20 protein-coding genes are annotated in these 24,131 nt (G+C 73.2%); 12 read left to right on the plus strand and 8 right to left on the minus strand.

The window, feature by feature from the left end; all coding sequences use genetic code 11:
• Positions 1-249 precede the first annotated feature (249 nt).
• The 4 genes from SCATT_RS00280 (at position 250) to SCATT_RS00295 (ending at position 4,449) form a co-directional block, all read left to right on the plus strand.
• A complete protein-coding gene (locus SCATT_RS00280) occupies positions 250-1,515 on the plus strand; it encodes a lipase family protein (protein WP_456114972.1) in 1,266 nt (421 codons plus the stop codon).
• A gap of 158 nt (positions 1,516-1,673) precedes the next feature.
• The gene (locus SCATT_RS00285; RefSeq protein WP_014140840.1) at positions 1,674-2,882 is read left to right on the plus strand and encodes a PucR family transcriptional regulator; all 1,209 of its coding nucleotides are present in this window, start codon (positions 1,674-1,676) and stop codon (positions 2,880-2,882) included.
• A gap of 32 nt (positions 2,883-2,914) precedes the next feature.
• A complete protein-coding gene (locus tag SCATT_RS00290) occupies positions 2,915-3,880 on the plus strand; it encodes a CapA family protein (RefSeq protein WP_014140841.1) in 966 nt (321 codons plus the stop codon).
• Between the two features lie 167 nt (positions 3,881-4,047).
• The gene (locus tag SCATT_RS00295) at positions 4,048-4,449 is read left to right on the plus strand and encodes a hypothetical protein (protein ID WP_202446574.1); all 402 of its coding nucleotides are present in this window, start codon (positions 4,048-4,050) and stop codon (positions 4,447-4,449) included.
• Positions 4,450-4,569: 120 nt separating this feature from the next.
• On the opposite strand, the gene SCATT_RS00300 is transcribed toward SCATT_RS00295, so the two are convergent.
• The 5 genes from SCATT_RS00300 to SCATT_RS00320 form a co-directional block, all read right to left on the minus strand.
• Positions 4,570-6,213: an APC family permease gene (locus tag SCATT_RS00300; protein ID WP_014140843.1), complete on the minus strand. Its 1,644-nt coding sequence runs from the start codon at positions 6,211-6,213 to the stop codon at positions 4,570-4,572.
• Between the two features lie 288 nt (positions 6,214-6,501).
• Positions 6,502-7,932 (minus strand): GH1 family beta-glucosidase, encoded by a 1,431-nt coding sequence (locus SCATT_RS00305; RefSeq protein WP_014140844.1) that lies wholly within the window; start codon positions 7,930-7,932, stop codon positions 6,502-6,504.
• An 80-nt stretch (positions 7,933-8,012) separates the two neighbouring features.
• Positions 8,013-8,882: a carbohydrate ABC transporter permease gene (locus tag SCATT_RS00310; RefSeq protein WP_014140845.1), complete on the minus strand. Its 870-nt coding sequence runs from the start codon at positions 8,880-8,882 to the stop codon at positions 8,013-8,015.
• Positions 8,879-9,901: a carbohydrate ABC transporter permease gene (locus SCATT_RS00315; protein WP_014140846.1), complete on the minus strand. Its 1,023-nt coding sequence runs from the start codon at positions 9,899-9,901 to the stop codon at positions 8,879-8,881. The genes SCATT_RS00310 and SCATT_RS00315 overlap by 4 nt, the downstream gene beginning before the upstream one ends.
• A 93-nt stretch (positions 9,902-9,994) precedes the next feature.
• The gene (locus SCATT_RS00320; RefSeq protein ID WP_014140847.1) at positions 9,995-11,329 is read right to left on the minus strand and encodes an ABC transporter substrate-binding protein; all 1,335 of its coding nucleotides are present in this window, start codon (positions 11,327-11,329) and stop codon (positions 9,995-9,997) included.
• A 264-nt stretch (positions 11,330-11,593) separates the two neighbouring features.
• Here SCATT_RS00320 and SCATT_RS00325 point away from each other — a divergent pair, with 264 nt between their 5' ends.
• From SCATT_RS00325 to SCATT_RS00350, 7 genes are all read left to right on the plus strand, one after another.
• A complete protein-coding gene (locus SCATT_RS00325) occupies positions 11,594-12,628 on the plus strand; it encodes a LacI family DNA-binding transcriptional regulator (RefSeq protein WP_173405665.1) in 1,035 nt (344 codons plus the stop codon).
• A 303-nt stretch (positions 12,629-12,931) separates the two neighbouring features.
• Positions 12,932-14,935: a glycoside hydrolase family 6 protein gene (locus tag SCATT_RS00330; protein ID WP_014140849.1), complete on the plus strand. Its 2,004-nt coding sequence runs from the start codon at positions 12,932-12,934 to the stop codon at positions 14,933-14,935.
• A 205-nt stretch (positions 14,936-15,140) separates the two neighbouring features.
• Positions 15,141-16,079: a glycerophosphodiester phosphodiesterase gene (locus tag SCATT_RS00335; RefSeq protein ID WP_014140850.1), complete on the plus strand. Its 939-nt coding sequence runs from the start codon at positions 15,141-15,143 to the stop codon at positions 16,077-16,079.
• A 205-nt stretch (positions 16,080-16,284) separates the two neighbouring features.
• Positions 16,285-16,419, plus strand: a complete 135-nt coding sequence (locus SCATT_RS37815; RefSeq protein ID WP_014140851.1) for a lasso RiPP family leader peptide-containing protein — start codon at positions 16,285-16,287, stop codon at positions 16,417-16,419.
• Between the two features lie 75 nt (positions 16,420-16,494).
• Positions 16,495-18,312 (plus strand): asparagine synthase-related protein, encoded by a 1,818-nt coding sequence (locus SCATT_RS00340; protein ID WP_014140852.1) that lies wholly within the window; start codon positions 16,495-16,497, stop codon positions 18,310-18,312.
• Positions 18,309-18,566 (plus strand): lasso peptide biosynthesis PqqD family chaperone, encoded by a 258-nt coding sequence (locus SCATT_RS00345; protein ID WP_014627213.1) that lies wholly within the window; start codon positions 18,309-18,311, stop codon positions 18,564-18,566. The genes SCATT_RS00340 and SCATT_RS00345 overlap by 4 nt, the downstream gene beginning before the upstream one ends.
• Positions 18,563-18,994 (plus strand): lasso peptide biosynthesis B2 protein, encoded by a 432-nt coding sequence (locus SCATT_RS00350; RefSeq protein WP_014140854.1) that lies wholly within the window; start codon positions 18,563-18,565, stop codon positions 18,992-18,994. The genes SCATT_RS00345 and SCATT_RS00350 overlap by 4 nt, the downstream gene beginning before the upstream one ends.
• Positions 18,995-19,088: 94 nt before the next feature.
• On the opposite strand, the gene SCATT_RS00355 is transcribed toward SCATT_RS00350, so the two are convergent.
• Entirely contained in the window at positions 19,089-19,703 is a 615-nt protein-coding gene (locus SCATT_RS00355) for a TetR/AcrR family transcriptional regulator (RefSeq protein ID WP_014140855.1), read from the minus strand.
• Positions 19,704-19,853: 150 nt separating this feature from the next.
• On the opposite strand from SCATT_RS00355, the gene SCATT_RS00360 reads away from it, so the two are divergent.
• Entirely contained in the window at positions 19,854-20,723 is an 870-nt protein-coding gene (locus tag SCATT_RS00360; RefSeq protein ID WP_014140856.1) for an SDR family NAD(P)-dependent oxidoreductase, read from the plus strand.
• 22 nt (positions 20,724-20,745) lie between these two features.
• On the opposite strand, the gene SCATT_RS00365 is transcribed toward SCATT_RS00360, so the two are convergent.
• Positions 20,746-22,170, minus strand: coding sequence for a maltokinase N-terminal cap-like domain-containing protein (locus SCATT_RS00365; protein ID WP_014140857.1), 1,425 nt, complete (start codon positions 22,168-22,170; stop codon positions 20,746-20,748).
• Entirely contained in the window at positions 22,167-23,885 is a 1,719-nt protein-coding gene (gene treS, locus SCATT_RS00370) for a maltose alpha-D-glucosyltransferase (protein ID WP_042507600.1), read from the minus strand. The genes SCATT_RS00365 and treS overlap by 4 nt, the downstream gene beginning before the upstream one ends.
• Positions 23,886-24,131 lie beyond the last annotated feature (246 nt).

The following is a 24,131-nucleotide window of genomic DNA, read 5'->3' on the forward strand; positions in this document are numbered from 1 at the left end:
GTGTTGTGTCGCGGCGACAGTCGGAGGCGGCCGGGTTGTGCCGCCGGGGACTATGGCCGCCGCCGGGCCGCTTCGTAGCGTCACCGCTTGCCAAGCGACGGGTCCGAGGGCCTGCGGTGCCGTGCGCGCGCCGCACCGGTCGCGGGACCCGCTGCACCGAACGCGAAGGGACGAGCCCTGGTGAAGACGAAGCGGAAGAAGACAACGGCGGACCACGGGACCGCCGTACCGCACCGCACCACCCGTACGGTGGCCGCCGTCGCGGCCCTGCTCGCCTGCTCGCTCGCCGCGCCCCAGGTGGCGGCGGGCACCGCCCGGGCCGCCGAACCGGCGGCCACCACCTGCGACGCGCCGGACGCGGCGATCTACACCGCGCCCGACGCCGTCACGGCGGCACCGGGCACCGTGCTCGCCTGCCGCCAGGTCACCCTCACCCAGGTGCCCGGCGGCATACCGATGACCGCGTGGAAGGTGCAGTACGCCTCCACCGACAACTCGGGCCGCCCGGTGGCCGTCTCGGGGACGGTGGCGGTGCCCACCGCGCCGTGGACCGGCGCCGGCAGCCGCCCGGTGATCGCCTTCAACCCCGGCACGCTGGGCCTGGGTCCGCAGTGCGCGTTCTCCCGGCAGCTGGCCGGCGCGTACCAGGACGAGTACGAGGGCGACAACATCGCCGCGGCGCTCAAGGCGGGGTTCGCGGTCGCCGCCACGGACGGCGCCGGCTACCTGGGCGGGCAGACGCATCGGTACGTCTCCGGCACCGACGCGGCCCACGCGCTGCTGGACATCGCCCGGGCCGCGCCCGCCGTGCCCGGCAGCGGTCTGGACCCGCAGGCGCGGGTGGGGCTGTGGGGGTACTCCGAGGGCGGCGCGGCCAGTTTGTGGGCGGCCCAACTCGCGGGCTCCTACGCGCCGGAACTGCGGGTGGCCGGGGACGCCTCCGGCGGGGTGCCGGGCGATCTGAAGACGGTCGCCGCCTCGCTCAACGGCGGCGCGTTCGCCGGGTTCCTCGGGGACGCGGCGATCGGCATCGCGGCGGCCTACCCGACGCTGCCGTTCGACTCGCTGCTCAACTCCACCGGGCGGTCGGCGGTGGCCAAGGCCAAGTCGCTCTGCCTGGCCGGCACCGTGGTCTCCTTCGCCGGTCAGCGCATCGAGAGCTACAGCACCGCCGGTTACAGCCTCGACCAGCTCTACGCGCTGCGCGGCACCGACGGACGCAGCTGGGGCGAGATCCTGGACGCCCAGAAGCTCGGGGTCGGGGTGGGCCCGGCCGGTTCCGGCGCCGACCACGAAGTGGCCTTCCCGGTCTTCCAGTACCGGGGCCTGGCCGACGAGGTGATCCCCACCGCCACCGAGGACGCCACCCGGCAAGCGTACTGCCGGGCCGGGATCACCACCGCCTGGAAGACCTACCCCGGTGACCACCTGCTCACCGACAAGGAGGCGGTGAACGACGCCGTCGGCTGGTTCGCCGACCGCTTCGCCGGCAAACCGGCGCCCGACGACTGCTGATCCGCCGCGCGGGCCGCCTTGCCCCGGCCGCGTGTTGTCAGCAAAGTGACAAGACGCGGCCGGGCAATCCGCGTTCCGGTCAGCAGCGCGCGCCCGGACGGGCCGGTACGGTCGACGGCCCGGAGCGGTCCCGCCACGCGGAAGGAGCGGCAGCCACGGTGTCGGAGCGCAAGCTTTCGGTCCATGAACCGTTCAGCCGGTTACCGCCCCAGCTCCACGACCACTTCCTGCCGTACCTCCCCCAGGTCTCCGAGGACGTCGTGGCGGCCATCCAGACGCAGATCCCGGAGTACGCGCGCCCCGCCGACCCGACGTACACGCGCACCGTGCGCACCGGGGTGGAGCAGGGGCTCACCTTGTTCATGGAGCGGCTGCGGCAGCCGGTGGGCGCCTCGGAGTCGGTGATCGACACCTATCGCAGCATCGGCCGCGGGGAGGCCAACGAGGGGCGCAGCCTGGACGCCTTCCAGGTGGCGCTGCGGCTGGCGGCGCGGGTCACCTGGCGGCGCATCAACGAGCTGGCCGACCCCGAACTGGTGCCGCGCGAGGTGCTGGCCGCGCTCGGTGAGGCGATCCTGCTGCACCTGGACGAGATAGCCGAGGCCACCTCCGCCGGGTACACCGAGGCCCGATTACGCGCCGCCGGGGAGCTGCAACGGCGGCGCCGGCGGCTGCTGGAGATGCTCATCAGCGAACCGCCCGCGCCCGCGGAGGTCGTCAGCGACCTGGCGCACGCCGCCCAGTGGCCGGTGCCCAGGGACATCGCCGTGCTCGTGGTGGACCACGCCGGCGAGCCGGAGGCGGCGCCGCCGATGGTCCCGCCGGAGTTCCTGGCCCGCTTCGACTCCCGTCCCGGTTGTGTGGTCGTCCCCGATCCGGACGGCCCCGGCCGGGACCGCGCCGTCGACCTGGCGCTGCGCGGGCACCGCGCCGCCCTGGGGCCGACGGTGCCGGTGCCGCAGGGCGCCCGGTCGCTGCGCTGGGCCACCGAGGCGCTGGTGCTGGCCCGCCGCGGCATCCTCCCCGGTGACCAGGTGGTGCGCTGCGCCGAGCATCTGGCGACCATGCTGCTCTTCCGCGACGAGGCGCTCACCGACGCCCTCGCCGCCCGCCATCTGGGCCCGTTGCAGAGCGTGCGCCCGCCCCATCGCGACCGGCTCGCGGAGACCCTGCTGTGCTGGTTGCAGAGCGGGCGCAACGCCAACGAGGTCGCGGTGCGCCTCGGTATCCATCCGCAGACCGTGCGTTACCGGCTGCGGCAGCTCGACGACCTCTTCGGCGATCTCCTCCAGGACCCCGACGCCCGCTTCGAGCTGGAACTGGTGCTGCGCGCGGCCCGGTTGCGCGAGGGTCGCGGCGCCGGGTGAGGGACCATGGGACGGGAGAGGTGGTGCCCGCGATGACGGTCAGGCTGGCGCTGGCCGGGGACACGATGCTCGGCCGCGAGGTGGCGGGGCGCCTCGCGCGGTGCGGGGCCGACGCGCTGTTCGCGCCCGAGGTCGGGCGGGCCGCCGCCGCGGCCGATCTGTTCGTGCTCAACCTGGAGTGCTGCGTCTCCGACCGCGGCGCCCCGGCCCCCGTCCCCGGCAAGCCGTTCTTCTTCCGCGCCCCGCCCGGCGCGGTGCGCGCGCTGGCCGGGCTCGGGGTGGACGCCGTCACGCTCGCCAACAACCACGCCCTGGACTTCGGCCCCGAGGCCCTCGCGGACACCCGTGAGCTGCTGGCCGGGGCGGGGATCGCGGCGGTGGGCGCGGGGCCGGACGTGGCCGCCGCGCGGGCCCCGGCGGTGCTGACCGCGGGCGGGGTACGGGTCGGGCTGCTGGGCGTCACCGATCACCCGGAGGAGTTCGCGGCCGGTCCGGACCGGCCCGGCACCGCGTACGCGGATCTGTGGTCGGGGGTGCCGGGGTGGCTCACCGACGCGGTGGCCGCGCTGCGGGAACGGTGCGACGTGGCCGTGGTCACCGTGCACTGGGGGCCCAACATGACGCCGCGGCCGGTGGCCCACGTACGCCGCTGCGCGCCTGGGTTGCTGGCGGCCGGCGCCACCGTGGTGGCCGGTCACTCGGCCCACGTACCGCACGGTTTCACCCGGCGGGTGCTGTACGACCTCGGGGACTTCATCGACGACTACGCGGTGCACCCGGTGCTCCGCAACGACCTCGGGGTGCTGTGGCTGGTGACGCTGGACGGCCCGGTGGTGCGACGGGTCGACGCGGTGCCGCTGGCGCTGGACTTCTGCCACACCCGGCGGGCGGTGGGCGCCGAGTACGCCTGGATGCGCGACCGGCTCACCTCGGCCTGTGCCGAACTGGGCACGCCGCTGGGTGACATGGGCGACCGCCTCACCGCGCGCTGGGTGTGACGGCGGGCCCGGCGCGGCCACGGGTACGCTTGGCTCGGCCCCGTGAGTGGATCATGCTCGGGGCGACAGCGCCGCACCGCGGTGGGGCGTGCGAACAACGGGACCTTCAGGGGGTACCAGTGACCTGCTTCTTCGATCCTTCCCACGCTCCGGGCAGCGTCAGCGTGATGTGGGCCCCGCAGTGGGGCGTCTCCCGGCCGATCCAGGCGTGCGGGCCGTGCGCGCAGCGGGTGCAGACCACCCCGCCGCCGTTCTACATGCCGCAGGGCGCCGCGGCCGGTTACCCGCAGCCCACCGCCGGTTACCCGCAGCCCGGCTACCCTCAGCAGGGTTACGCCCAGCCGTCCGGCGGCTACGCCCAGCCCGGTTACCCGCAGCGGCCCGGGCACAGCACCGCGGCCGTGGTCGGCGCGGGCGTGGCGGGGCTGGCGGCCGGCGCGCTCCTCAACGAGATGCTGGACGACCACGAGCCGCAGGTGATCGAGAACACCACGATCGTGGAGAACAACTACTACGAGGGCGACGAGTACGACACCGTCGTCACCGACGACGACGGCGGCTTCTTCTAGCCCGCCGGCGGACCGCCGACCGGCCGGGAAGCGGCCAGGGCGCACACAGGGCACCGGCCCGGCCGACTGATGTCGGCCGGGCCGGTGCCCTGTTCGGCTGGGTCCGTCGATCGGATCCGGTCAGTGGCCGCCCTCGTCGACCACGGTGACGTCGGCGATGTTCCGCTCGATCTCCGGGGCGGGCAGCGCGGTGGCCCGGGCCCAGTAGTAGATGCCCAGCGAGAAGACCGCGATCACGGCCATGTCCCACCACAGCGGCAGGTTGCCCTTGGAGCCGTCGCCGAAGCCGCCCTGCCAGGAGATGACGCCCATGCCGATCAGGTAGACCGGCAGCCACTGGGCGGCCTTCCAGTCCAGCCGGGGCGCCTGCGGCAGCCCCTTGCGGTGCGCGTAGGTGGCGTACCCGCCCAGCAGCAGGTAGCCGAGGACGATGGCGATGCCCAGGCGCCACAGGGTGCCCCAGCCGGACCAGTAGATGATGAAGCTGGAGATGACGAAGGAGACCGGGGATATCCACGAGCCGCCGGGCAGCCGGTAGGGGCGCGCCCGCTCCGGCAGCCGGTCCCGCAACACGCCGAAGGCGAGCGGGGCACCGGCGTACATCAGCACGCTCGCCGAGGTGATGAAGCTGACCAGCTGCTGCCAGCTCGGGAAGGGCAGGAAGCAGACGACGCCGGTGACGAACGAGATGATCAGGCCGAACCACGGCACGCCGCGCTTGTCGGTGCTCTCGAAGAGCTTGGGCGCGTAGCCGTTCTTGCTCAGGCCGTAGGAGATGCGCGAGGTGGAGGTGGTGTAGATCAGGCCGGTGCCGCCGGGGGAGATCACCGCGTCGACGTAGAGGACGACGCCGAGCCAGCCGAGGCCGACCAGGGTCGCCAGACCCGCGAACGGGCCGCTGATGCCGGCGAAGTCGAGGTTGGCCCAGCCCTTGGCGAACGAGGCGCCGGGCAGCGCGCCGATGAAGACGACCTGGAGCAGCAGGTAGATCAGGGCGCCGATGGCGACCGAGCCGAGCGTGGCGCGCGGGATGTCGCGCTTGGGGTTGCGGCTCTCCCCGGAGAGCTGGATCGCCTGCTCGAAGCCGAGCAGGGCGAAGATGATGCCGCTGGTGCTGATCGCTCCGAGGATGCCCTTGACGCCGAACGGGGCGAAGCCGTGCGAGGTGAAGTTGCTGCCGTGGAAGTGGGTGGCGGCGAGCACGAAGATGGTGAAGAGCGGCACGGCCACCTTCCACCAGGTGGCGGCGCTGTTGGTGTGGGCGAGCAGCCGGACGCCGAGGAAGTTCACCGCCACGAAGACGGCCATCAGCACGACTGCGACGACGAAGCCGCTGATGGTCAGCGTGGAGTCCTTGTGCTGGAGGCCCTGGGCCCAGTGCCAGTGACCGGCGTAGCCGATCATGGCCTCGACCTCGATCGGGGCCACGGTGGCCGCCTGGAGCCAGGAGAACCAGCCGAAGGACATGCCGGCCAGGCCGCCGAAGGCGTAGTGCGGGTAGCGGGCGGTGCCGCCGGCCACCGGGAAGAGGCCGCCGAGTTCGGCGTGGACCAGGGCGAGCAGCACGATCGCCACGGCACCGATGCCCCAGGAGATGATGGCGGCCGGTCCCGCCACGACGACGGCGTTCTTGGCGCCGTACAGCCAGCCGGAGCCGATGATGGATCCGACGGACGCCCACATCAATCCGATCAGACCGACATCGCGGCGCAGGGTGCTGGGATCACGTGCCGTCTGCGGGGCGTACTGGTCAACGCTAGCCATGAGGGCCTCTCGAAAAATGGGATGAGATTGAGAGTTGCCTCAGAGTAGGGAGAGTTAAGTGCTCTGCAAAGATCCCGTGTCTGAATAGTTACCTTCCCTGCCGCCGCATCGCAGGTAGGCGCGGGTCAGGGCGCAATTTCCGCCCTCACCCGCGCCTCTTTGGACCCTGTCCGGCTAATCGGACCCAGCAGACACAAGGTCCACACAGAACGGGACCTTGGAAATCCAGTTTCTGTGAAGTAAAGGAATGCGACATTCCCGCCGGACGGCCGCGGCGGCCCCGGCGGGCTACCCGGCCGGCGGCAACTCCCCGGTGCGCGCGACCTCGGCGTACCAGCGCGCGCTCGACTTGGGGGTGCGCACCTGCGTGGCACGGTCCACCCGCACCAGCCCGAAACGCTTCCCGTAGCCGTGGGACCACTCGAAGTTGTCCAGCAGCGACCACACGAAGTAGCCCCGGACCGGGGCACCATCGCTGATCGCCCGGTGCGCCGCGGCGAGGTGATCGTGAATGTAGCGGATCCGGTCGGGATCGTGCACCATTCCGGACGCGTCGGGTTGGTCGTCGAAGGCGGCGCCGTTCTCCGTGATCAGCAGCGGCAGCCCCGGATGGTCGGCGCTCAGCCGCATCAGCAGGTCGTACAGGCCCGAGGCGTCGATCGCCCAGCCCATGGCGGTGCGCTCCCCGTCCGGCCGCCGGAAGTCCACCCGGTCCGCCCCTGGCCAGGGCGAATGCGTGGTGGAGCCGTGTCCGTCGGCGCGCTGCGCGGGCCGTCCGTCGGGGGCGGCGGCGACCAGGGTCGGGGTGTAGTAGTTGACGCCGAGCGCGTCGAGCGGCTGATGGACGGCGCGTTCGTCGCCGTCGCGCACGAAGGACCAGTCGGTGACCGACGCGGTGTCCTCGACGAGGTCCGCCGGGTAGCGGCCGTGCAGCATGGGACCGGTGAAGACGCGGGTGCCCAGCGCGTCGATGCGCCGGGCGGCGTCCAGGTCGGCCGGGTCGTTCGAGGCGGCGCGCACCAGATGGGGGTTGAGGCAGACCGAGACCCCGGCGTGCCCCGGCAGCACGGCGCGCAGCGCGCTCACCGCGAGGCCGTGCGCGAGGTTGAGGTGGTGGGCGGCGGCGAGCGCGGCGGCCGGTTCGGTGCGGCCGGGCGCGTGCACCCCGGAGCCGTAGCCCAGGAAGGCGCTGCACCACGGCTCGTTGAGGGTGGACCACAGCGGCACCCGGTCGCCCAGGGCGGCGCCGACCAGGGCCGCGTACTCGGCGAAGCGGTACGCGGTGTCCCGGTGCGGCCAGCCGCCGGCGTCCTCCAGCTCCTGCGGCAGGTCCCAGTGGTAGAGGGTGAGCGCCGGCTGGATGCCGTGCGCCAGCAGGTCGTCGACGAGGGCACGGTAGAAGTCCAGGCCGCGCTGTACGGCGGGGCCGCGCCCGGTGGGCTGCACCCGGGGCCACGAGACGGAGAACCGGTAGGCGCCCACCCCGAGGCCGGCCATCAGCGCCACGTCCTCGGCCCGGTGGTGGTAGTGGTCCACCGCCTCGTCCCCGGTGTCGCCGCCGGTCACGGTGGCCGGGCGGTGGCTGAAGGTGTCCCAGATCGACGGGGTGCGGCCGTCCTCGCGCACCGCGCCCTCGATCTGGTAGGCCGAGGTCGCCGTCCCCCACAGGAATCCGGTGGGGAACCGCAGGGTTCCGGGGTCGCGGGCGGGTTCGGTCATCGATGGCTCCCAATCGTGCGGGGTCGGGCGGCGGGAGGTACGCGAGGCCGGGCGGCGCGGGGCGGACGGGGTCGCCTGGCTCATCCCTTCACCGCCCCCTGCATCACACCGCCGACGATCTGCTTGCCGAAGAGCGCGAACGCCACCAGCAGCGGCACCGTGGCGATCACCGCGCCGGCCATGATCACCGCCTCGTTGATGTTGTATCCGCCGCCGATGCCGGCCAGCGCCACCTGCAACGTCGGGTTGCCGGTCGGGGTGAGGGCGATCAGCGGCCACAGGAAGTCGTTCCACGCCTGGACGAAGGTGAGCATGCCGAGCACCGCCATGGCGGGACGGGCGGCGGGGAAGACCACGTGCCACACGATGCGCAGCGAGTTGGCGCCGTCGGTGCGGGCGGCCTCCAGCAGTTCGGTGGGGAGCGCCTCGCTCAGGTACTGGCGCATGAAGAAGACACCGAACGCGGTCACCAGGCCGGGCAGGATCACCGCCTGGAGGTGGTCGGTCCAGTGCAGCCCGGAGATCAGCTGGAACAGCGGCAGGACGCTGAGCTGCGGCGGCACCGCGATGGTGGCGACCACCAGCGTCAGCAGCACGTTGCGTCCGGTGAAGCGCAGCTTGGCGAAGGCGAAGCCGGCGAAGGTGGCGAAGAGCACGGTGGCCGCGGTCACCGCGCCGGCCACGATCACCGAGTTGACCAGCGCCAGGCCGAGGGAATGGGCACCGGGTCCGTTGTAGTTCCACACCGCCCGCAGGTTGCGCAGCAGGTTGCCGCCGGGCACCAGCGGCGGCGGGCTCTGGGCGATCCGGCTCTGCGAGGTGGAGGCGGCCACCACCGCGAAGTACAGGGGGAACAGCGAGGCCACCGCCACCACGGTCAGCACCAGATACGCCAGCGGTCCGCCGTGCCGTTGCCGTCCGGCCCGTACGCCCAGGCGCAGGCTCGTCATGTCCGTCCTCCCGCCCTGCCGCGCCGCAGCCGGACGGCCACCGCGTTGGCGGCGCCGATCAGCACCGCGAGGAAGAAGATCACCCATGCGACGGCGGCGGCCCGGCCCAGGTGCTCGGAGCTGAAGGCGAGCCGGTAGACGTAGAGCGCGAGGGTGGAGTACTGGTTGTCCGGGCCGCCGTTGATGCCGAGCTGGCTGCCGCCGAACAGATAGGGCTCGCCGAAGAGTTGGAGCGAGCCGATGGCCGAGATGATCGCGGTGAAGAGGATGGTGGGCCGCAGCGCCGGCACGGTCACCCGGCGGAACTGCTGCCAGCAGTTGGCCCCGTCGATCGACGCCGCCTCGTACAGCTCCTGCGGGACGGCCTGCATGGCGGCGAGGTAGATCAGGGTGTTGTAGCCGGTCCACCGCCAGATGACGATGGCGGAGACGGCCAGTTGTGAACTCCACGACCCCGCCTGCCAGGCGACCGGGGGCACCCCGAACCAGTGCAGCACCCAGTTGACGAAGCCGGCGTCGTCCTGCTGGAAGATGAACTGGAAGATCAGCGCCGCGGCGGCCACCGAGGTGGCGTAGGGGGCGAGCAGCGCCACCCGGAAGAACGCCCGGCCGCGCAGCCGGTAGTTGAGCAGGTGGGCCAGTCCGATGGCGGCCAGGAGCTGCGGCACCGCGGAGAGCACACCGATGGTGAAGGTGTTGCGCAGCGACTTGAGGAAGACCTGGTCGTGCAGGAGCGAGGTGTAGTTGTCCAGCCCGGTCCAGGTCATCTCGTTGGGGGCCAGCGTGCTGACGGAGTGCAGCGAGGTCCAGCCGGTCCACACCAGCGGGAAGACCCCGAAGGCGGCGAAGAGCAGGAAGAAGGGGGCGACGAACAGGTAGGGGGTGAGGCGTACGTCGAGCCGGTAGAGCCGGCCGCGCCAGGTGGGGCGGGCGGGCGGTGGCGGGTGGTGCGGTGCGGGGCCGGCCGGGGGCGGGGGCTGGGGCCCGCTCCCCCGGGCGGCGGTGGCGGACACGGCCACGGCGTTCTCCTTGGGCGGGGTCGGTGCGGTTGCCTGCGCGGGGGCGGCCGGGACGCCGCGGTGGTGTCGGGTCCCGGTGCCGCGCGCGCCGGGTCAGCCGGTGGTGTCCGTCCGGATCTGCGTCATGGTGGCCTGCCACGCCTGGTCAGGGCTCTGGTGGCGCTGTTCCATCAGCAGCACGCCGTTGCCCATGTCGTTGCGGATGACGCCGTCGTAGCGGCCGATCGGGGCGGCCGGGATCTTCCGCGCGGCCTCGGAGAAGATCCGGCCGATGGGGGCGCCGGACAGGAAGGCGTTCTTGGCGCCGGCGACTTGGGGCAGCGGGTAGGCCTTGACGTTGGACGGGAAGTTGCCGACGTTGGGGGTGGCGAAGACCTTGGCCTCCTGCGGGGCGTCGGTCAGCCAGCGCACCAGTGCCTCGGCCTCGGCCACGTGCCTGCCCTGGGCGGGGACGGTCAGGTAGGAGCCGCCCCAGTCGGAGGCCTGCGGGGCGGTGGCCACGTTCCACACCCCGGAGTTCTTGGGCCCGGCGTCGTTGACGATGTTGGCCATCTGCCAGGCGGGGCAGATGGTGGTGGCGAAGGTGTTGCCGGAGAAACCGGCCGACCACTGCGTGGAGAACTGCGCGATGCCGCCGGTCTCGCCAGCCGCCACCGCCTGCCCGGCCAGCCGCCAGGCGGCCTTCACCGCCGGGTTGGTCTCGTACACCGGATTGCCGGAGGTGTCGTAGTACTGCTGGGCGCCGCTGCCCACCACGCTGTTGAACAGGCCCTCGCCGCTGTCCAGGAAGTAGGTGCCCTTGGGGGCGTGCTGCTGGTAGCGCTTGCCCACCACGTTGACGAAGGTGTCCCAGCTTCCGGTCCACAGCGCGCCGACCGCGGCGGGGTCGGTGGGCAGCCCGGCGGCCTTGAACAGCTTGGTGTTGTAGCAGACCGCCTCCGGCCCCAGGTCGGTGCCGAGGCCCACCACCTTGCCGTCCGCGGCCTTGCCCTGCGCCCACTTCACCGGTGCCCACGAGGACGGGTCGACCCCGGACACCTTGGACAGGTCGGCGAACTTCCCGGCCAGCGTGGTGGTCACCTGGCCCATGCGCGAGATGTCGAACGCCTGGATGTCGGCGGCGCCGGAACCGGCCGCGAGGTGGGCCTGGGTGGCGTTCCAGTAGTTCTGCTCGTTGGAGTTGTTGTCCTCGACGATCTTGATATCGGGGTGGAGCTTCATGTATTCGGCAAAGAGGCCCGCGCCCTTGTCGTTGTAGCCGAACGTCCCGAAGTCACCGACCTTCAAGGTGATGGTCCCGGAGGAGGCGGACGTCTCCCCCGGGCCGTCGGAGCATCCGGCGAGCAGACCGGCGGCGAGCGCCGCGGCGGCGGCCACCACCGGCAGGCGGCGGCGTGGCCGGTGAGGGTGCGGACGGGAGGTGGACATGGCGGAGCCCTCCTGAATGGCGACTGGCTGGCGCGCGGTTGGGCGCGAGAAGCTGCGGCTGGACGGCGGTGCGCGGTGGTTCACAGTTCGGTGACATGTGACAAGTGAAGTGTCGGCTACTGTGGGAGCGCTCCCAGCCGACGTGAGTCGAAGACTCTCCGGTCTCCGGGAGGATGTCAAGGGAGCGGAGTCGCCCGGCGGACGACCGGGGCACGCCGCCGACGGAGGGACCGGGCAGTGGAGCACGACAGCCGGGAGGCGACGATGACGGCGAACGGACGGCGGATGCGGGGGCCGACCCTGGAGGAGGTGGCCTCCCTGGCCGGGGTGGGCCGGGGCACCGTCTCCCGGGTCATCAACGGCTCCGGGCGGGTCAGCCCCAAGACCAAGGCGGCGGTGGAACGGGTCATCGCCGAGCTGGGCTACGTGCCGGACCGGGCCGCCCGGGCGCTGGCCGGCCACCGCAACGACGCCATCGCGCTGGTCATCCCCGAGTCCGAGAGCAAGCTGTCGGAGCCGTACTTCTCCGACATCATCCGCGGTGTCGGCGCCGAACTCGCCGAAACCGACACGCAGTTGCTGCTCACCTTGATCCGCACCCCCAAGGAGCGCCAGCGGCTCGCCCAGTTCCTCACCTCGCACCGGGTCGACGGCGTGCTGCTGGTCTCGGTGCACGAGGACGACCCCCTGCCCGACCTGCTGGAACGCATCGAGATGCCGGCCGTGCTCAACGGCCGCCGCTCCGGCCGGGAACGGGTCAGCTACGTCGACTCGGACAACGTCGGCGGCGCCCGCGCGGCCGTGGCCCACCTGGTGGCGCGGGGGCGCCGGACGATCGCCACCATCACCGGCCCGGGCGACATGTACGTGGCCTCCTGCCGGTTCCAGGGGTACGCCGACGCGCTGCGGGAGGCCGGGCTGCCGGTGGACCGCCCGGGGCACGGCCTGGTGGCCGCCGGGGACTTCACCGAGGAGAGCGGCACCCGGGCGATGCGGCTGCTGCTGGAGCGCCGCCCCGAGGTGGACGCCGTCTTCGCCGCCTCCGACCTGATGGCGGCCGGGGCGCTGCGGGCGCTGCGCGAGGCCGGTCGCCGGGTCCCCGACGACGTGGCCCTGGTCGGCTTCGACGACTCGGCGGTGGCCCGGCACACCGAGCCACCGCTGACCAGCGTGCGGCAGCCGATCCACGCCATGGGCAGCACCATGGCCCGGGTGCTGCTGGACGAGATCGCCGACCGCTCGGCCGCCCGCCGCCAGGTGGTGCTCAGCACCGAGCTGGTGGTGCGGGAGTCCGCCTGACCGCTCCGCTCCCCCGCCCAACCTCCTTCAGGAAGTGAACGCATCCGGGCCCCTTGACGCGGCACCGGGGCGCTGGCTTGATGTGATGCGGTGTCAGATGACAGCGCGTCGCCGACACCGGTGACCCGGTGCCCGTAGCCGGCGGCCCCCGCCGCCGCACGTCGCCGCCGCCCCGCAGCGAACCGTACCGCCCCACCAGGCGGGCGGTTCCGCCGCGGCAGGCGTGGGAGCGCTCCCAACCGGCGCCGTCCCACCGCACCACCACGCACCGCATCCACCGACCGACCAGCGAAAGGATCGGCAGTGCCGCATCCCCTCATGCGTCGGCTCAGAGCAGCCGCTACGGCGGCCGTGCTGGGTACCGCGGCGCTCCTACCCGTCGTCGCGTCCCAGCCGGCCCACGCCGGTACGGTCCACGTGGCCAACCCCTACGTGGGCGCGACGAGTTACCTCAACCCCGACTACGTCGCCGAGGTCAAGGCCCAGGCGGCGGCCGACGGCGGCAGCCTCGGCGCCGCGGAGGCGAAGGTGGCGGACTACCCGACCGCCATCTGGCTGGACCACATCGCCGCGATCGCCGGTGACGGCACCCACCGCGGCCTGCGGGCCCACCTGGACGCCGCCGAGGCCCAGGCGAAGAGCTCCGGCTCGCCGGTACTGGTCGAGCTGGTCGTCTACGACCTGCCCGGCCGGGACTGCGCCGCGCTGGCCTCCAACGGCGAACTGCCCGCCACCGCGGCGGGGCTGGCGCAGTACGAGTCCCAGTACATCGACCCGATCGCCGCCATCGTCGGCGATCCGGCCTACGCCGACCTGCGGGTCGCCGCGGTGATCGAGCCGGACTCGCTGCCCAACGCCGTCACCAACCAGAGCAAGCCCGCCTGCGCCGCCGCGACCCCCTACTACGAGCAGGGCATCGAGTACGCGCTCGACAAGCTCCACCCCGTCCCCAACGTCTACACCTACCTCGACATCGCCCACTCGGCCTGGCTCGGCTGGTCGAGCAACATGGGCCCGGCCGCGCGGGAGTACGTCAAGGTGGTCTCCGCGACCAAGGCCGGGTACGACAGCGTGGACGGCTTCATCAGCGACACCGCCAACTACACACCGCTGCGCGAGCCGTTCCTGACCGACCCCGACCTCACCGTCGGCGGCACCGCGCTCAAGGCGGTCAACTTCTACCAGTGGAACCCCTACTTCGACGAGTACGGCTACGACAACGCCATGTACTCGACGCTGGTGTCGGCCGGGTTCCCGGCCCGGATCGGGTTCCTGATCGACACCTCCCGCAACGGCTGGGGCGGCCCCGGACGCCCGGCCGCGCTCGACCCCACCCCGGGCAACGCCACCGACTACGTCAACGCCAACCGTGTCGACAAGCGCCCGTTCCGCGGTGACTGGTGCAACGTCGACGGGGCCGGCCTCGGTGCCCGTCCGCAGGTCCAGCCGTACGGCGCCGACAGCCACATCATCGGCTTCGTGTGGATCAAGCCGCCGGGCGAGTCCGACGGCGACTACCCCACCGCCACGCACAGCCACGGCGACCCGCACTGCGACCCGGCCGGCACCCAGACCGACGGCAACGGCGGCACCTACCCCACGGGCGCCATCCCCGGCTACGACGTCCCGGCCGGGCAGTGGTTCCCGGCGCAGTTCCAGCAGTTGGTGAGCAACGCCTACCCGGCGATCGGCTCCACCGGCGGCACCGGTGACACCACCCCGCCGACCGCGCCCACCGGGCTGACCGTCACCGGCACCACCGCCTCCAGCGTGTCGCTGTCGTGGTCGCCGGCCACCGACAATGTCGGCGTCACCGGATACCGCGTATACCGCGGCACCACCCTGGCGGCCACCGTGACCGGCACCTCGTACACCGACACCGGTCTGTCCGCGGCCACCTCCTACACCTACACCGTCACAGCGTTCGACGCGGCCGACAACGTCTCCCCGGCCTCCGCCGCGGTCACCGCGACCACGGCGAGCGGCGGCGGGGGCGGCACCGGTTCCGGCTGCCGGGCGGCGTACACCGTCGCCAGCGACTGGGGTTCCGGCTTCACCGCGAACGTCACGGTCACCAACACCGGCCAGACGCCCACGAAGTCGTGGACGGTGACCTGGACCTGGGGCGGCGACCAGAAGGTCACCAACGCCTGGAACGCCGCCTACACCCAGACCGGGGCGTCGGTGACGGCGAGCGCCCAGAGCTACGACGCGGTGATCGCCCCCGGCGGCAACACCTCCTTCGGGTTGCAGGCCACCTACTCGGGTGCCAACCCGGCTCCCACGCTCAGCTGCACCGCGAGCTGAGACCGGCGCGGCCGGAGGCGGGCGCGACGCCCCTCCGGCCGCGCCGCTCCACCACCGGCGGTGGGACGGACGGGTGATCCGGCGGCCGGGCGGGACCGGCCGGGCGGCGGGCCCGGTGCGGCGGCCGTAGGATCGCCAGGGCCGGTCACCGGGACACCACGAGGTGCCGGTGACGGATGTGCGTTCCACCGTCCCGGGAGGTCCCATGCGCCTGCGTCCCCGTCCCGTCGCGGCCAAGGGCGGCGTCGCCGTCGCGGCCACCACGCTGGCCCTGGCCGGGGTGGCCTGCCAGGCGCCGGGCGTCCACCGGGCGAGTCAGGCCCCGGCGGCGGACGCCCGCCCCTCGGCGATCGTCCTGGGCCACCGGGGCGCCTGCGCCTACGCCCCGGAGAACACCCTGGCCTCGATCGACATGGCCCGGCAGCTCGGGGTCACCTGGGTGGAGAACGACGTCCAGCGCACCAAGGACGGCCACCTCGTGGTCATCCACGACGCGACGCTCGCCCGGACCACCGACGCGCGGCAGGTCTATCCGGACCGGGCGCCGTGGAACGTCTCGGACCTCACCCTGGCGCAGATCGAGAAGCTCGACGCGGGCAGCTGGTTCTCCTCGCGGTACGCCGGCGAACGGGTGCCGACCCTGGACCGCTACCTCGCCCGGGTGGAACGCAACCGGCAGAACCTGCTGCTGGAGATCAAGGAACCGCGGCGCTACCCCGGGATCGAGCGGCAGATCGCGGACACGCTGCGCCGCGACGGCTGGCTCGACCAGGACCACGTGGCCCGGCGGCTGATCGTGCAGAGCTTCTCGGCGACCTCGCTGGCCGCCTTCCACCGGCTGCTGCCCCAGGTCACCACCGGCCTGCTGGGCAACCCCCCGGTGTCCGAACTGAAGCGGGACGCGGCCTTCGCCGACCAGATCAACCCGGACGGCAACCGGGTGCCACCCGGCTACTTCGCCGCCGTCCACGCGGTGCGCGGGCCGCACGGCCGGCCGATGCGTGCCTTCGCCTGGATCGTCAACGACCCGCGGACCGCGGTACGGCTGACCCGGGAAGGCGCCGACGGCATCATCACCAACAAGCCGGACGTGATGCGGAAGGCGCTGGCGGCCGTCGCCGCGCCGGCCACCCCCAAGAGCTGACACCACATCAGCTTGCGGGCGTGGCCGCCGGGCGGGCGCCGTCGCGCTCCGCAAAGCGCCGGTGAGCACCGAAGGCACCCGTCGCACAACCTCCCAAGCCGGGAATCGCGGCCTTTCACCCTTACGGGTGGTGCCAATTTGACTACGCACTGCAACACTTCTTTACAGCGCCAGGCTTTGACATGGCGAGAGGAGGTGTTTTGCGGTGACCGAAAGCATCGAGGCATACGAGCCCCCCATGCTGGTCGAGGTCGGCTCCTTCGCCGAGCTGACCCGTTCCTACCACTGGGGTGACTACCACGACTGGCACCACGGTTGGTACGGCTGGTGGGACGACTGACCCAGCGCCCTTGCGGCTGCGCCGGTGCGGGGACACCGGCGCAGTCCGCCTGCGCACATCGGTGAGGGGGGTTGTGTGGGGGTGGAGTTCGCGGTCTTTCCGGACCATCCGCACGGCGCGGCGCTGGCGCGGGGGTTGCAGAGCGCGAGCGGGGGGCGGTCGATCGCCCATCCGTCGGGCAGGCCCTGGATCGTGGGGCACTGGGCCGAGGACGCGGTGGTGCGCGCGTCCGTCGGTGACCGGAGCGCCGTGGTCTTCGGCATGACGGACTTCGACGAGCGGTCGCTGGCGGCGGGGCTGGCCACCGTGGTCTCCACCGACGAGACAGGCGCGCTCACCGGCCCGTTGGCCGGCAGCCACCACCTGTGTCTGTCGGTCGGCGGTGAAGTGCGCCTCCAGGGCAGCCTGTCGGGGGTGCGCGAGGTCTACTTCGCCGAGCACCACGGGGTGACGGTGGCCTCCGGCAGCGCCGCGCTGGCCGCCCGGCTGTCCGGCCGCGGGGTGGACGAGGAACGGCTGGCCCTGCGGCTGCTGGCGCCGGACGCGCCGTGGCCGGTCGGCGACGAGAGCGGCTGGGCCGGGGTCACCACGCTGCCGGTCGGCCACTGGCTGCGGCTCGCCCGGGACGGCGGCGGACGGGTGGTGCGCTGGTGGGTGCCGCCGGAGCCACGGCTGCCGATGGCCGCCGCCGCGGCGGCCGTACGGGAAGCGCTGGCCGAGGCGGTCGCGGTCCGCACGGCACGCGGCGGGGTGCTCAGCGCCGACCTGTCCGGCGGTCTGGACTCGGCCGGCCTGTGCTTCCTGGCCGCCGACGGCCCGGCCCGGCTGGTCACGCTGCACGCGCTGGCGGTCGACGCCGGCAACGACGACAGCGCGTGGGCGGCCCGGTCCGCCGAACGGCTCGGCGCCGCGCGGCACGTGGTGGTGGCCGCCGACGACGGCCCCCGGTGGTTCGCCACGCCGCCGTGCGCCGACGGTGATCTGGAGGGCCCGGTCGTGCTGGCCCGCACCCGGGCCAAGGCCGCCCACGCGGTGGCCCACGCGGCGCGGGAGGGCTCCCGGATCCATCTCACCGGGATCGGCGGTGACGAGTTGTTCACCATGCGCCCGGCGTTGCTGCACGCGATGGCGCGGGCCCATCCGGCGGTGGCGGTACGGCAGTTGCGGGCCACCCGGACGCTGGGCCGGTGGTCGCTGCTGACCACCGCGCGCCAGGTATGGGGCGGCGGTGACTACCCGCGCTGGCTGGCGCGCTGCGCCGAGCGGCTCACGCTCACCCCGGGTTCGTCCTGGGTCACCGGTGCCGACTGGGGGGTGCCCCCGGTGATGCCGCCGTGGGCGACGCCACGGGCCACGGCCACCGCGCGCCGGTTGCTGGCCGCCGCGGCCGAGGCCCGTCCGGCACCGCTGGCCCCGCTGCGGGTGCAGCACGACATGATCCGCGCGGTGCGCGCGGCCGGCGCGGCGGTACGCGGTCTCGGTCACGCCGTCGCCGGCCTCCAGGTCGCCTACGAGGCCCCCTACCTCGACGACCGGGTGCTCGACGCGGCGCTGGCGGTGCGGCTGGCCGACCGCTGGGCGCTGGACCACTACAAACCCGTACTGGCGGCGGCGCTGCGCGGCGTCGTCCCCGGCGAACTGCTCGACCGCCGTACCAAGGGCGACTACAGCGCGGAGCTCTTCACCGGGCTGCGCCGCCACCGGGACGACGTGCTCGACGTCTGCGCGGAACTGGCCGACCGGGGCCTGGTGGACGGCCAGGCGCTGCGCGCGGCGCTCACCGGGCTCCATCCGGTGACCCGGGGGCTGCTGCCGCTCGACGCCACGTTGTCCTGCGCCACCTGGCTGCGGGCGGTCGGGCACGACACGGCGTGGCAAGGAGGTGCGGCGTGAGTTTCACACTGGCCCGTCATGTGACCCGTTCGGCCACCGAGGGAGGCATGGTGCTGCTGGACGAACGCAGCGGCCGTTACTGGCAGTTGAACGCCACCGGGGCCACCGTGCTGGAGGCCCTGCTGGACACCGGTGACGAGGCGCTGGCCGCCGCCGCTCTGCGGGAGCGGTGTCCGAGCGCGGGCGACCGGGCGGAGCGGGACGTCGGGCGGCTGGTCGCCATGTTGCGGGACGCCGGGCTGGTGGTGTCGTGAGCGCCCAGGTGACGCTGGACGAGCGGGCGTTGCTGCCGTGGTGGCGGCGGGCGGTGGCGTTGTGCGCGGTCTTCGCGGCCCGGCTGCTGGTGCGCCTGCCGCCGGGGCGGTTGCGGCGGGTGCTCACCCGGGTGTGCCGGGGCGCGCGGCCGGCCGGCGCGGAGTCGGCGGCCCGGGCGCGGGAGGCGGTGGTGGCGGTGAGTCTGCGCTGCGCCGGCCCCTACTGCCTTCAACGGTCGGTGGCCACCGCGTTGTTGTGCCGGCTCTCCGGTCAGTGGCCGGACTGGTGCACGGGGGTGCGCACCGAGCCGTTCCGGGCGCACGCCTGGGTCGAGGCGGAGGGTGTTCCGGTCGGCGAGGACGCGGCGGGGTTGCGCGGTTTCCGGGTGCTGCTGAGGGTCTCCGCCTCGGGGAGGCGGGCCGGGTAGCGGGCCCGGGTGCGCGTCGGCTTCGCGGTGCGCGCGGCGCGGCGCTCCGGTGTGCGGTGCCGGGTCCGGCCACCCGGCGTACGCCGCCGTGGTCCTACCGCCGGGGGCTCAGTCCGCGCAGGGCGGTCTCGACGACCCGGTCGGCGAAGGCGGCGGTGAGCGGGCCGGTGCGGTGGAGCCAGCGGTCGAGCACCGGGCCGAAGATCATGTCGACGGCGAGGTCGAGGTCGACGTCCTCGGCGAGCTGGCCGGCGTGGCGGGCGGCGCGCAGGCGTTCCTTCTTCAGTTCCCGCATGGGGCCGCCGAGGCGTTCGGCGTATTCGGCGGCGAGCGCGGGGTCGTTGACGATCTCGGTGTGCAGGGCGCGCATCGGGCCGTCGTAGCGGGGGTCGCGCAGTTCCTCGACGGTGGCCCGCAGCACGAGTTTGAGGTCGGCCTCCAGGTCTCCGGTGTCCGGGAGCGCGGTGGGGCCGCCGTCGGGCGGTTCGGCCAGGGTGAGGAAGGCGTCGAAGAGGAGTGCGCCCTTCGAGGGCCACCAGCGGTAGATGGTCTGCTTGCCCACCCCGGCCCGGGCGGCGATGCCCTCGATGCTCAGCTTGGCGTAGCCGACCTCGCCGACGAGGTCGAAGGCGGCGGTGAGGATGGCCCGCCGGGAGGTCTCGCTGCGGCGGCGGGAGTCCGGGGTGCCGCTCCGGCGCTGAGTGGTCATGGGGCGACCTTACCAGGAGCGAGACGAGACGGTCCGTCTTGACTCGGGCCGGTCGAGCTGTCATGGTCGCTGGCAAGACGAGACGGCTCGTCTCGCTGGAGGCGACGACCGTCCGCCCGCCCCGGCCCCCGCACCCGAAGGGAATCCCCCATGACCACCGCCCCCTCCGCCGCCCGCGCCCCCCGCACCTGGTTCATCACCGGGGCCGGCCGGGGGCTCGGCCGCGCCTTCACCGAAGCCGCCCTCGCCGCCGGCGACCGGGTGGCCGCCGCCTCACGGGACATCACCGGGCTCGAAGAGCTGGCCGCACACCACGAGGGACGGCTGCTGCCGCTGCGGCTGGACGTCACCGACCGCGCCGCCGTCCTCGCCACGGTGGCGGCAGCCGCCGACCACTTCGACGGCCTCGACATCGTGGTCAACAACGCCGGGGTGCTCGCCACCGGCATGGTCGAGGAGTTCACCGAGGCCGAGGCCCGCGCCCACCTCGACGTCAACTTCTTCGCCGCGCTGTGGGTCACCCAGGCGGTGATACCGGTGCTGCGGGCACGGGGCCGGGGTCACCTGGTGCAGATGTCCAGCATCGGCGGCGTGACTTCGATGGCGACCACCGGACTGTACAGCGCGGGCAAGTTCGCGCTGGAGGGGATGAGCGAGGCGCTCGCCGGTGAGGTCGCCGGGTTCGGCGTCAAGGTGACCATCGTGGAGCCCGGCGGCTACTGGACCGATCTGTACGCCAACGCCACCGCCACCACCCCCGACCCGGCGTACGCCGGACTCCGCGCGGAGCTGGAACGGCTGTGGGCGGAAGGCTCCGTCGACAGCGAACCGCGGCTCGCCGCCGAGGCGTTGCTGACCCTGGTGGACAGCGACGACCCGCCGCTGCGGCTGATCCTCGGCGGGACGGTGTACGACGCGGCGCTGGCGGCATACCGGCGGCGGATGGAGACCTGGGCCGCCTGGGAACCGGTGACCCGGGCCGCCGAGCACGCCGCCCCGGCCCCGTCCGGCCAGGGGTGACGCCCGGGCCTGCCGCCCCGCGTCACCGGGTCATCCGGTCGATGGCGGCCATCGGCACCGCCACCATCGCGGGCCGGTTGCGCGCCTCGTACATCGCCTCGTAGACCGCCTTGTGCACGGTGTAGGCACGCAGCAGCACCGTCTGCTCGCGCGGATCGCGGCCGGCGACGGCGGCGTACCCCCGGCAGAACGCGTCCTGGGCGCGGTCGGCCCAGGCACGTCCGGCCCGGGCGCCGGCCGGATCGGGGGCGCGGTCCGGCACCGCGAGGTGGGCGGCGTAGTCGAAGGAACGCAGCATCCCGGCGACGTCGCGCAACGGTGAGTGCTTGACAGCGCGTTCGGCCATGGGCGCCGCCGGCTCGCCCTCGAAGTCGATCAGTGTCCAGCCGGACCGCGAACGCAGCACCTGGGCGAGGTGGAGGTCGCCGTGCACCCGCTGGACGGGGACGCCGGGCGGCAGGGCGGCGAGGGCCGCGAAGGCGTCCCGCAGCGCACCCGCGTACCGGCGCAGCCCCGGCACGACGTGCTGGGCCTCGTCCAGCCTGCCGTTCATCGCCTCGGCGAGCGCGACGAGTTGATCCCGCCCCATGGTGTCGCTGCCGAGCGCGGCGGCCAGGTCGGCGTGGACGGAGGCCACCGCGCGCCCCATGGCGAAGACCTCCGCCGCGAAGCCGGTTCCGTCCCCCTCCCACCTGCCGTCATCGGTCAGCAGCCGCCGCAGATCGCGTCCGGCCAGCTCCCAGCCGTCCACCGCGCCGGAGAGGAAGGTCTGCACGATGGCGCAGGTCAGCGGCGCACCGTCGAGTTCGCCCTCCACGGCGCCGTGCAGTGGCGCGGTGTACGGGCTGGCGCTGGCACGCAGCGCGCGCTGGAGTTCGAGGTCGGGGTTGACCCCGGTGTGCAGGCGGCGGAAGACCTTGAGCAGGTAGCGGTCGTCCACCACGACACAGGAGTTGCTCTGTTCGGCGCCGATCGGGCGGCTGGCGGAGGCGGGCTCGGCCAGCGGTGCGGCCACCCCGGAGCGCACCGGCGGTTCGCTGCGGAAGGCCAGCGGGTGGTGGGTGCGTCCGGACCCGATCAACCGCAGGATCTCGCAGACGAGTTCGTGGTCGGCGAGGGCGTCGTAGAGGGTCGTCCCGTCGATGTGGCCGATGACGTGGGGGCCCGGCGGCTCCGGCGCCCCGGCCCGGACGGCGAGCGGCACCTGGTAGTGCTGGGCCGCGGTGCCGTCGGCGAAGTCGACGCGGACCACCAGGAAGAGCCCCCGGGGTCCGCCCTCGGCCAGCCGGTCGGCGAAGACGGTGCGCTGCACCACGCCCACCCGGGCCGGACCGGCGCCCTTGCCGGCGAACCAGCGCTGCCGCGGCAGCCAGTCGGCCAGCGCCGCCTCCGTCCCCGGCGGCAGCACCGGTCCGGTACGGCTCACCACATCCGCCGCGACGCTCACAGCACGTCCTCCGACGGCAGCAGCGCGAACCAGTAGAACCCGTGGCCCTTGAGGCTGAGCCGGTAGGCGTCGGTGACCACCGGGGGGAACGGCACGTCACCGGTGATCTCCACCGGGGTGGTCCCCAGGTAGGCGCCGAGCGAGAGTTCGGCGGGCTGCGGATGGCGGGAGAAGTTGTTGACGCACAGCACCGTGGAGCGGGTGCCGTCCTCGGCGACGTGGCGGCGGCGGTAGGCGAAGACCGCCGGGTTGGAGGAGGGCACCTCCTCGAAGTCGCCGAGTCCGAACGCCGGATGGCGCCGGCGCAGCCCGAGCATCCGGCGCGTCCAGTGCAGCAGCGAGCTGGGCCCGGCCATCTGCGCCTCGACGTTGACCGCCTGGTAGCCGTGGACCGGATCGGTGATGGCGGGCAGGTAGAGGCGGGCCGGGTTGGCCGAGGAGAAGCCGGCGTTGCGGTCGGGGGTCCACTGCATGGGGGTGCGTACCGCGTCCCGGTCGCCGAGCCAGATGTTGTCGCCCATGCCGATCTCGTCGCCGTAGTACAGGATGGGCGAGCCGGGCAGCGACAGCAGCAGGGCGTTGACGAGTTCGATCTGGTCGCGGTCGTTGTCCAGCAGCGGGGCGAGGCGGCGGCGGATGCCGATGTTGGCGCGCATCCGGGGGTCCTTGACGTACTGGTCGTACATGTAGTCGCGTTCCTCGTCGGTGACCATCTCCAGCGTCAGCTCGTCGTGGTTGCGCAGGAAGATGCCCCACTGGCAGCCGGAAGGGATCGGCGGCGTCTTGGCGAGGATCTCGGAGACCGGGTGGTGGTTCTCGCGGCGCACCGCCATGAAGATGCGCGGCATGACGGGGAAGTGGAAGGCCATGTGGCATTCGTCGCCGCCGACCGAGTAGTCGCCGAAGTAGTCGACCACGTCCTCCGGCCACTGGTTGGCCTCGGCCAGCAGCACCCGGCCGGGGTACTCGGTGTCCACCAGGCGGCGCACCCGCTTGAGGAACTCGTGGGTGCGCGGCAGGTTCTCGCAGGTGGTGCCCTCCTCGGCGTACAGGTAGGGCACCGCGTCCAGCCGGAAGCCGTCCACCCCGAGGTCGAGCCAGAACCGCAGCGCGGCCAGGATCTCCTCCTGCACCGCCGGGTTGTCGTAGTTGAGGTCGGGCTGGTGGGAGAAGAACCGGTGCCAGAAGTACTGCTTGCGCACCGGGTCGAAGGTCCAGTTGGAGGTCTCGGTGTCGACGAAGATGACGCGGGCGTCGCGGTACCTGGTGTCGTCGTCGGCCCAGACGTAGTAGTCGCCGTAGGGGCCGTCGGGGTCGGTGCGGGAGGCCTGGAACCACGGGTGCTGGTCGCTGGTGTGGTTCATCACGAAGTCGATGATCACGCGCATGCCGTGCCGGTGGGCGGCGCGCAGCAGTTCGGCGAAGTCCTCGACGGTGCCGGTGTCGGGGTGGATCGCGCGGTGGTCGGAGACGTCGTAGCCGCCGTCACGCAACGGGGAGGCGAAGAAGGGCGGCAGCCACAGGCAGTCCACCCCGAGCCAGCGCAGGTAGTCCAGCTTGGCGGTGAGACCGCCCAGATCGCCGATGCCGTCGCCGTCGCTGTCGTGGAAGGCCCGCACCAGGACCTCGTAGAAGACGGCCCGTTTGAACCACTCGGGTGCCGGGGCGAGGGCGGTGGTGGTACGGGGCAGGCCGCCGGGGAGCGGCGCGGCCACCGGGGCGAGCGGTGACGACGTGGGCGTGCTCAACTGTTCCTCCCATGGGTGGCGGGGATGGGGCGACGGTCCGCACGGGGCGGGGTGTGCTGCGGGGACCGGCCGGGCACGCCGGACGCCACCGGTCGTCCGCCCGCCGGTGAGGTTGCGGTCCCGCGGGTGCCGGGGAGGTCCGACGGACGCGCCACCAGCATCACGTCCGGCGGCCCGGGGCTGCCAGGAACCGGTGGAGACTGCGGCAACTCC

Origin of the sequence: Streptantibioticus cattleyicolor NRRL 8057 = DSM 46488, assembly GCF_000240165.1 — a bacterium.
GTDB classification, from domain to species: Bacteria; Actinomycetota; Actinomycetes; order Streptomycetales; family Streptomycetaceae; genus Streptantibioticus; species Streptantibioticus cattleyicolor.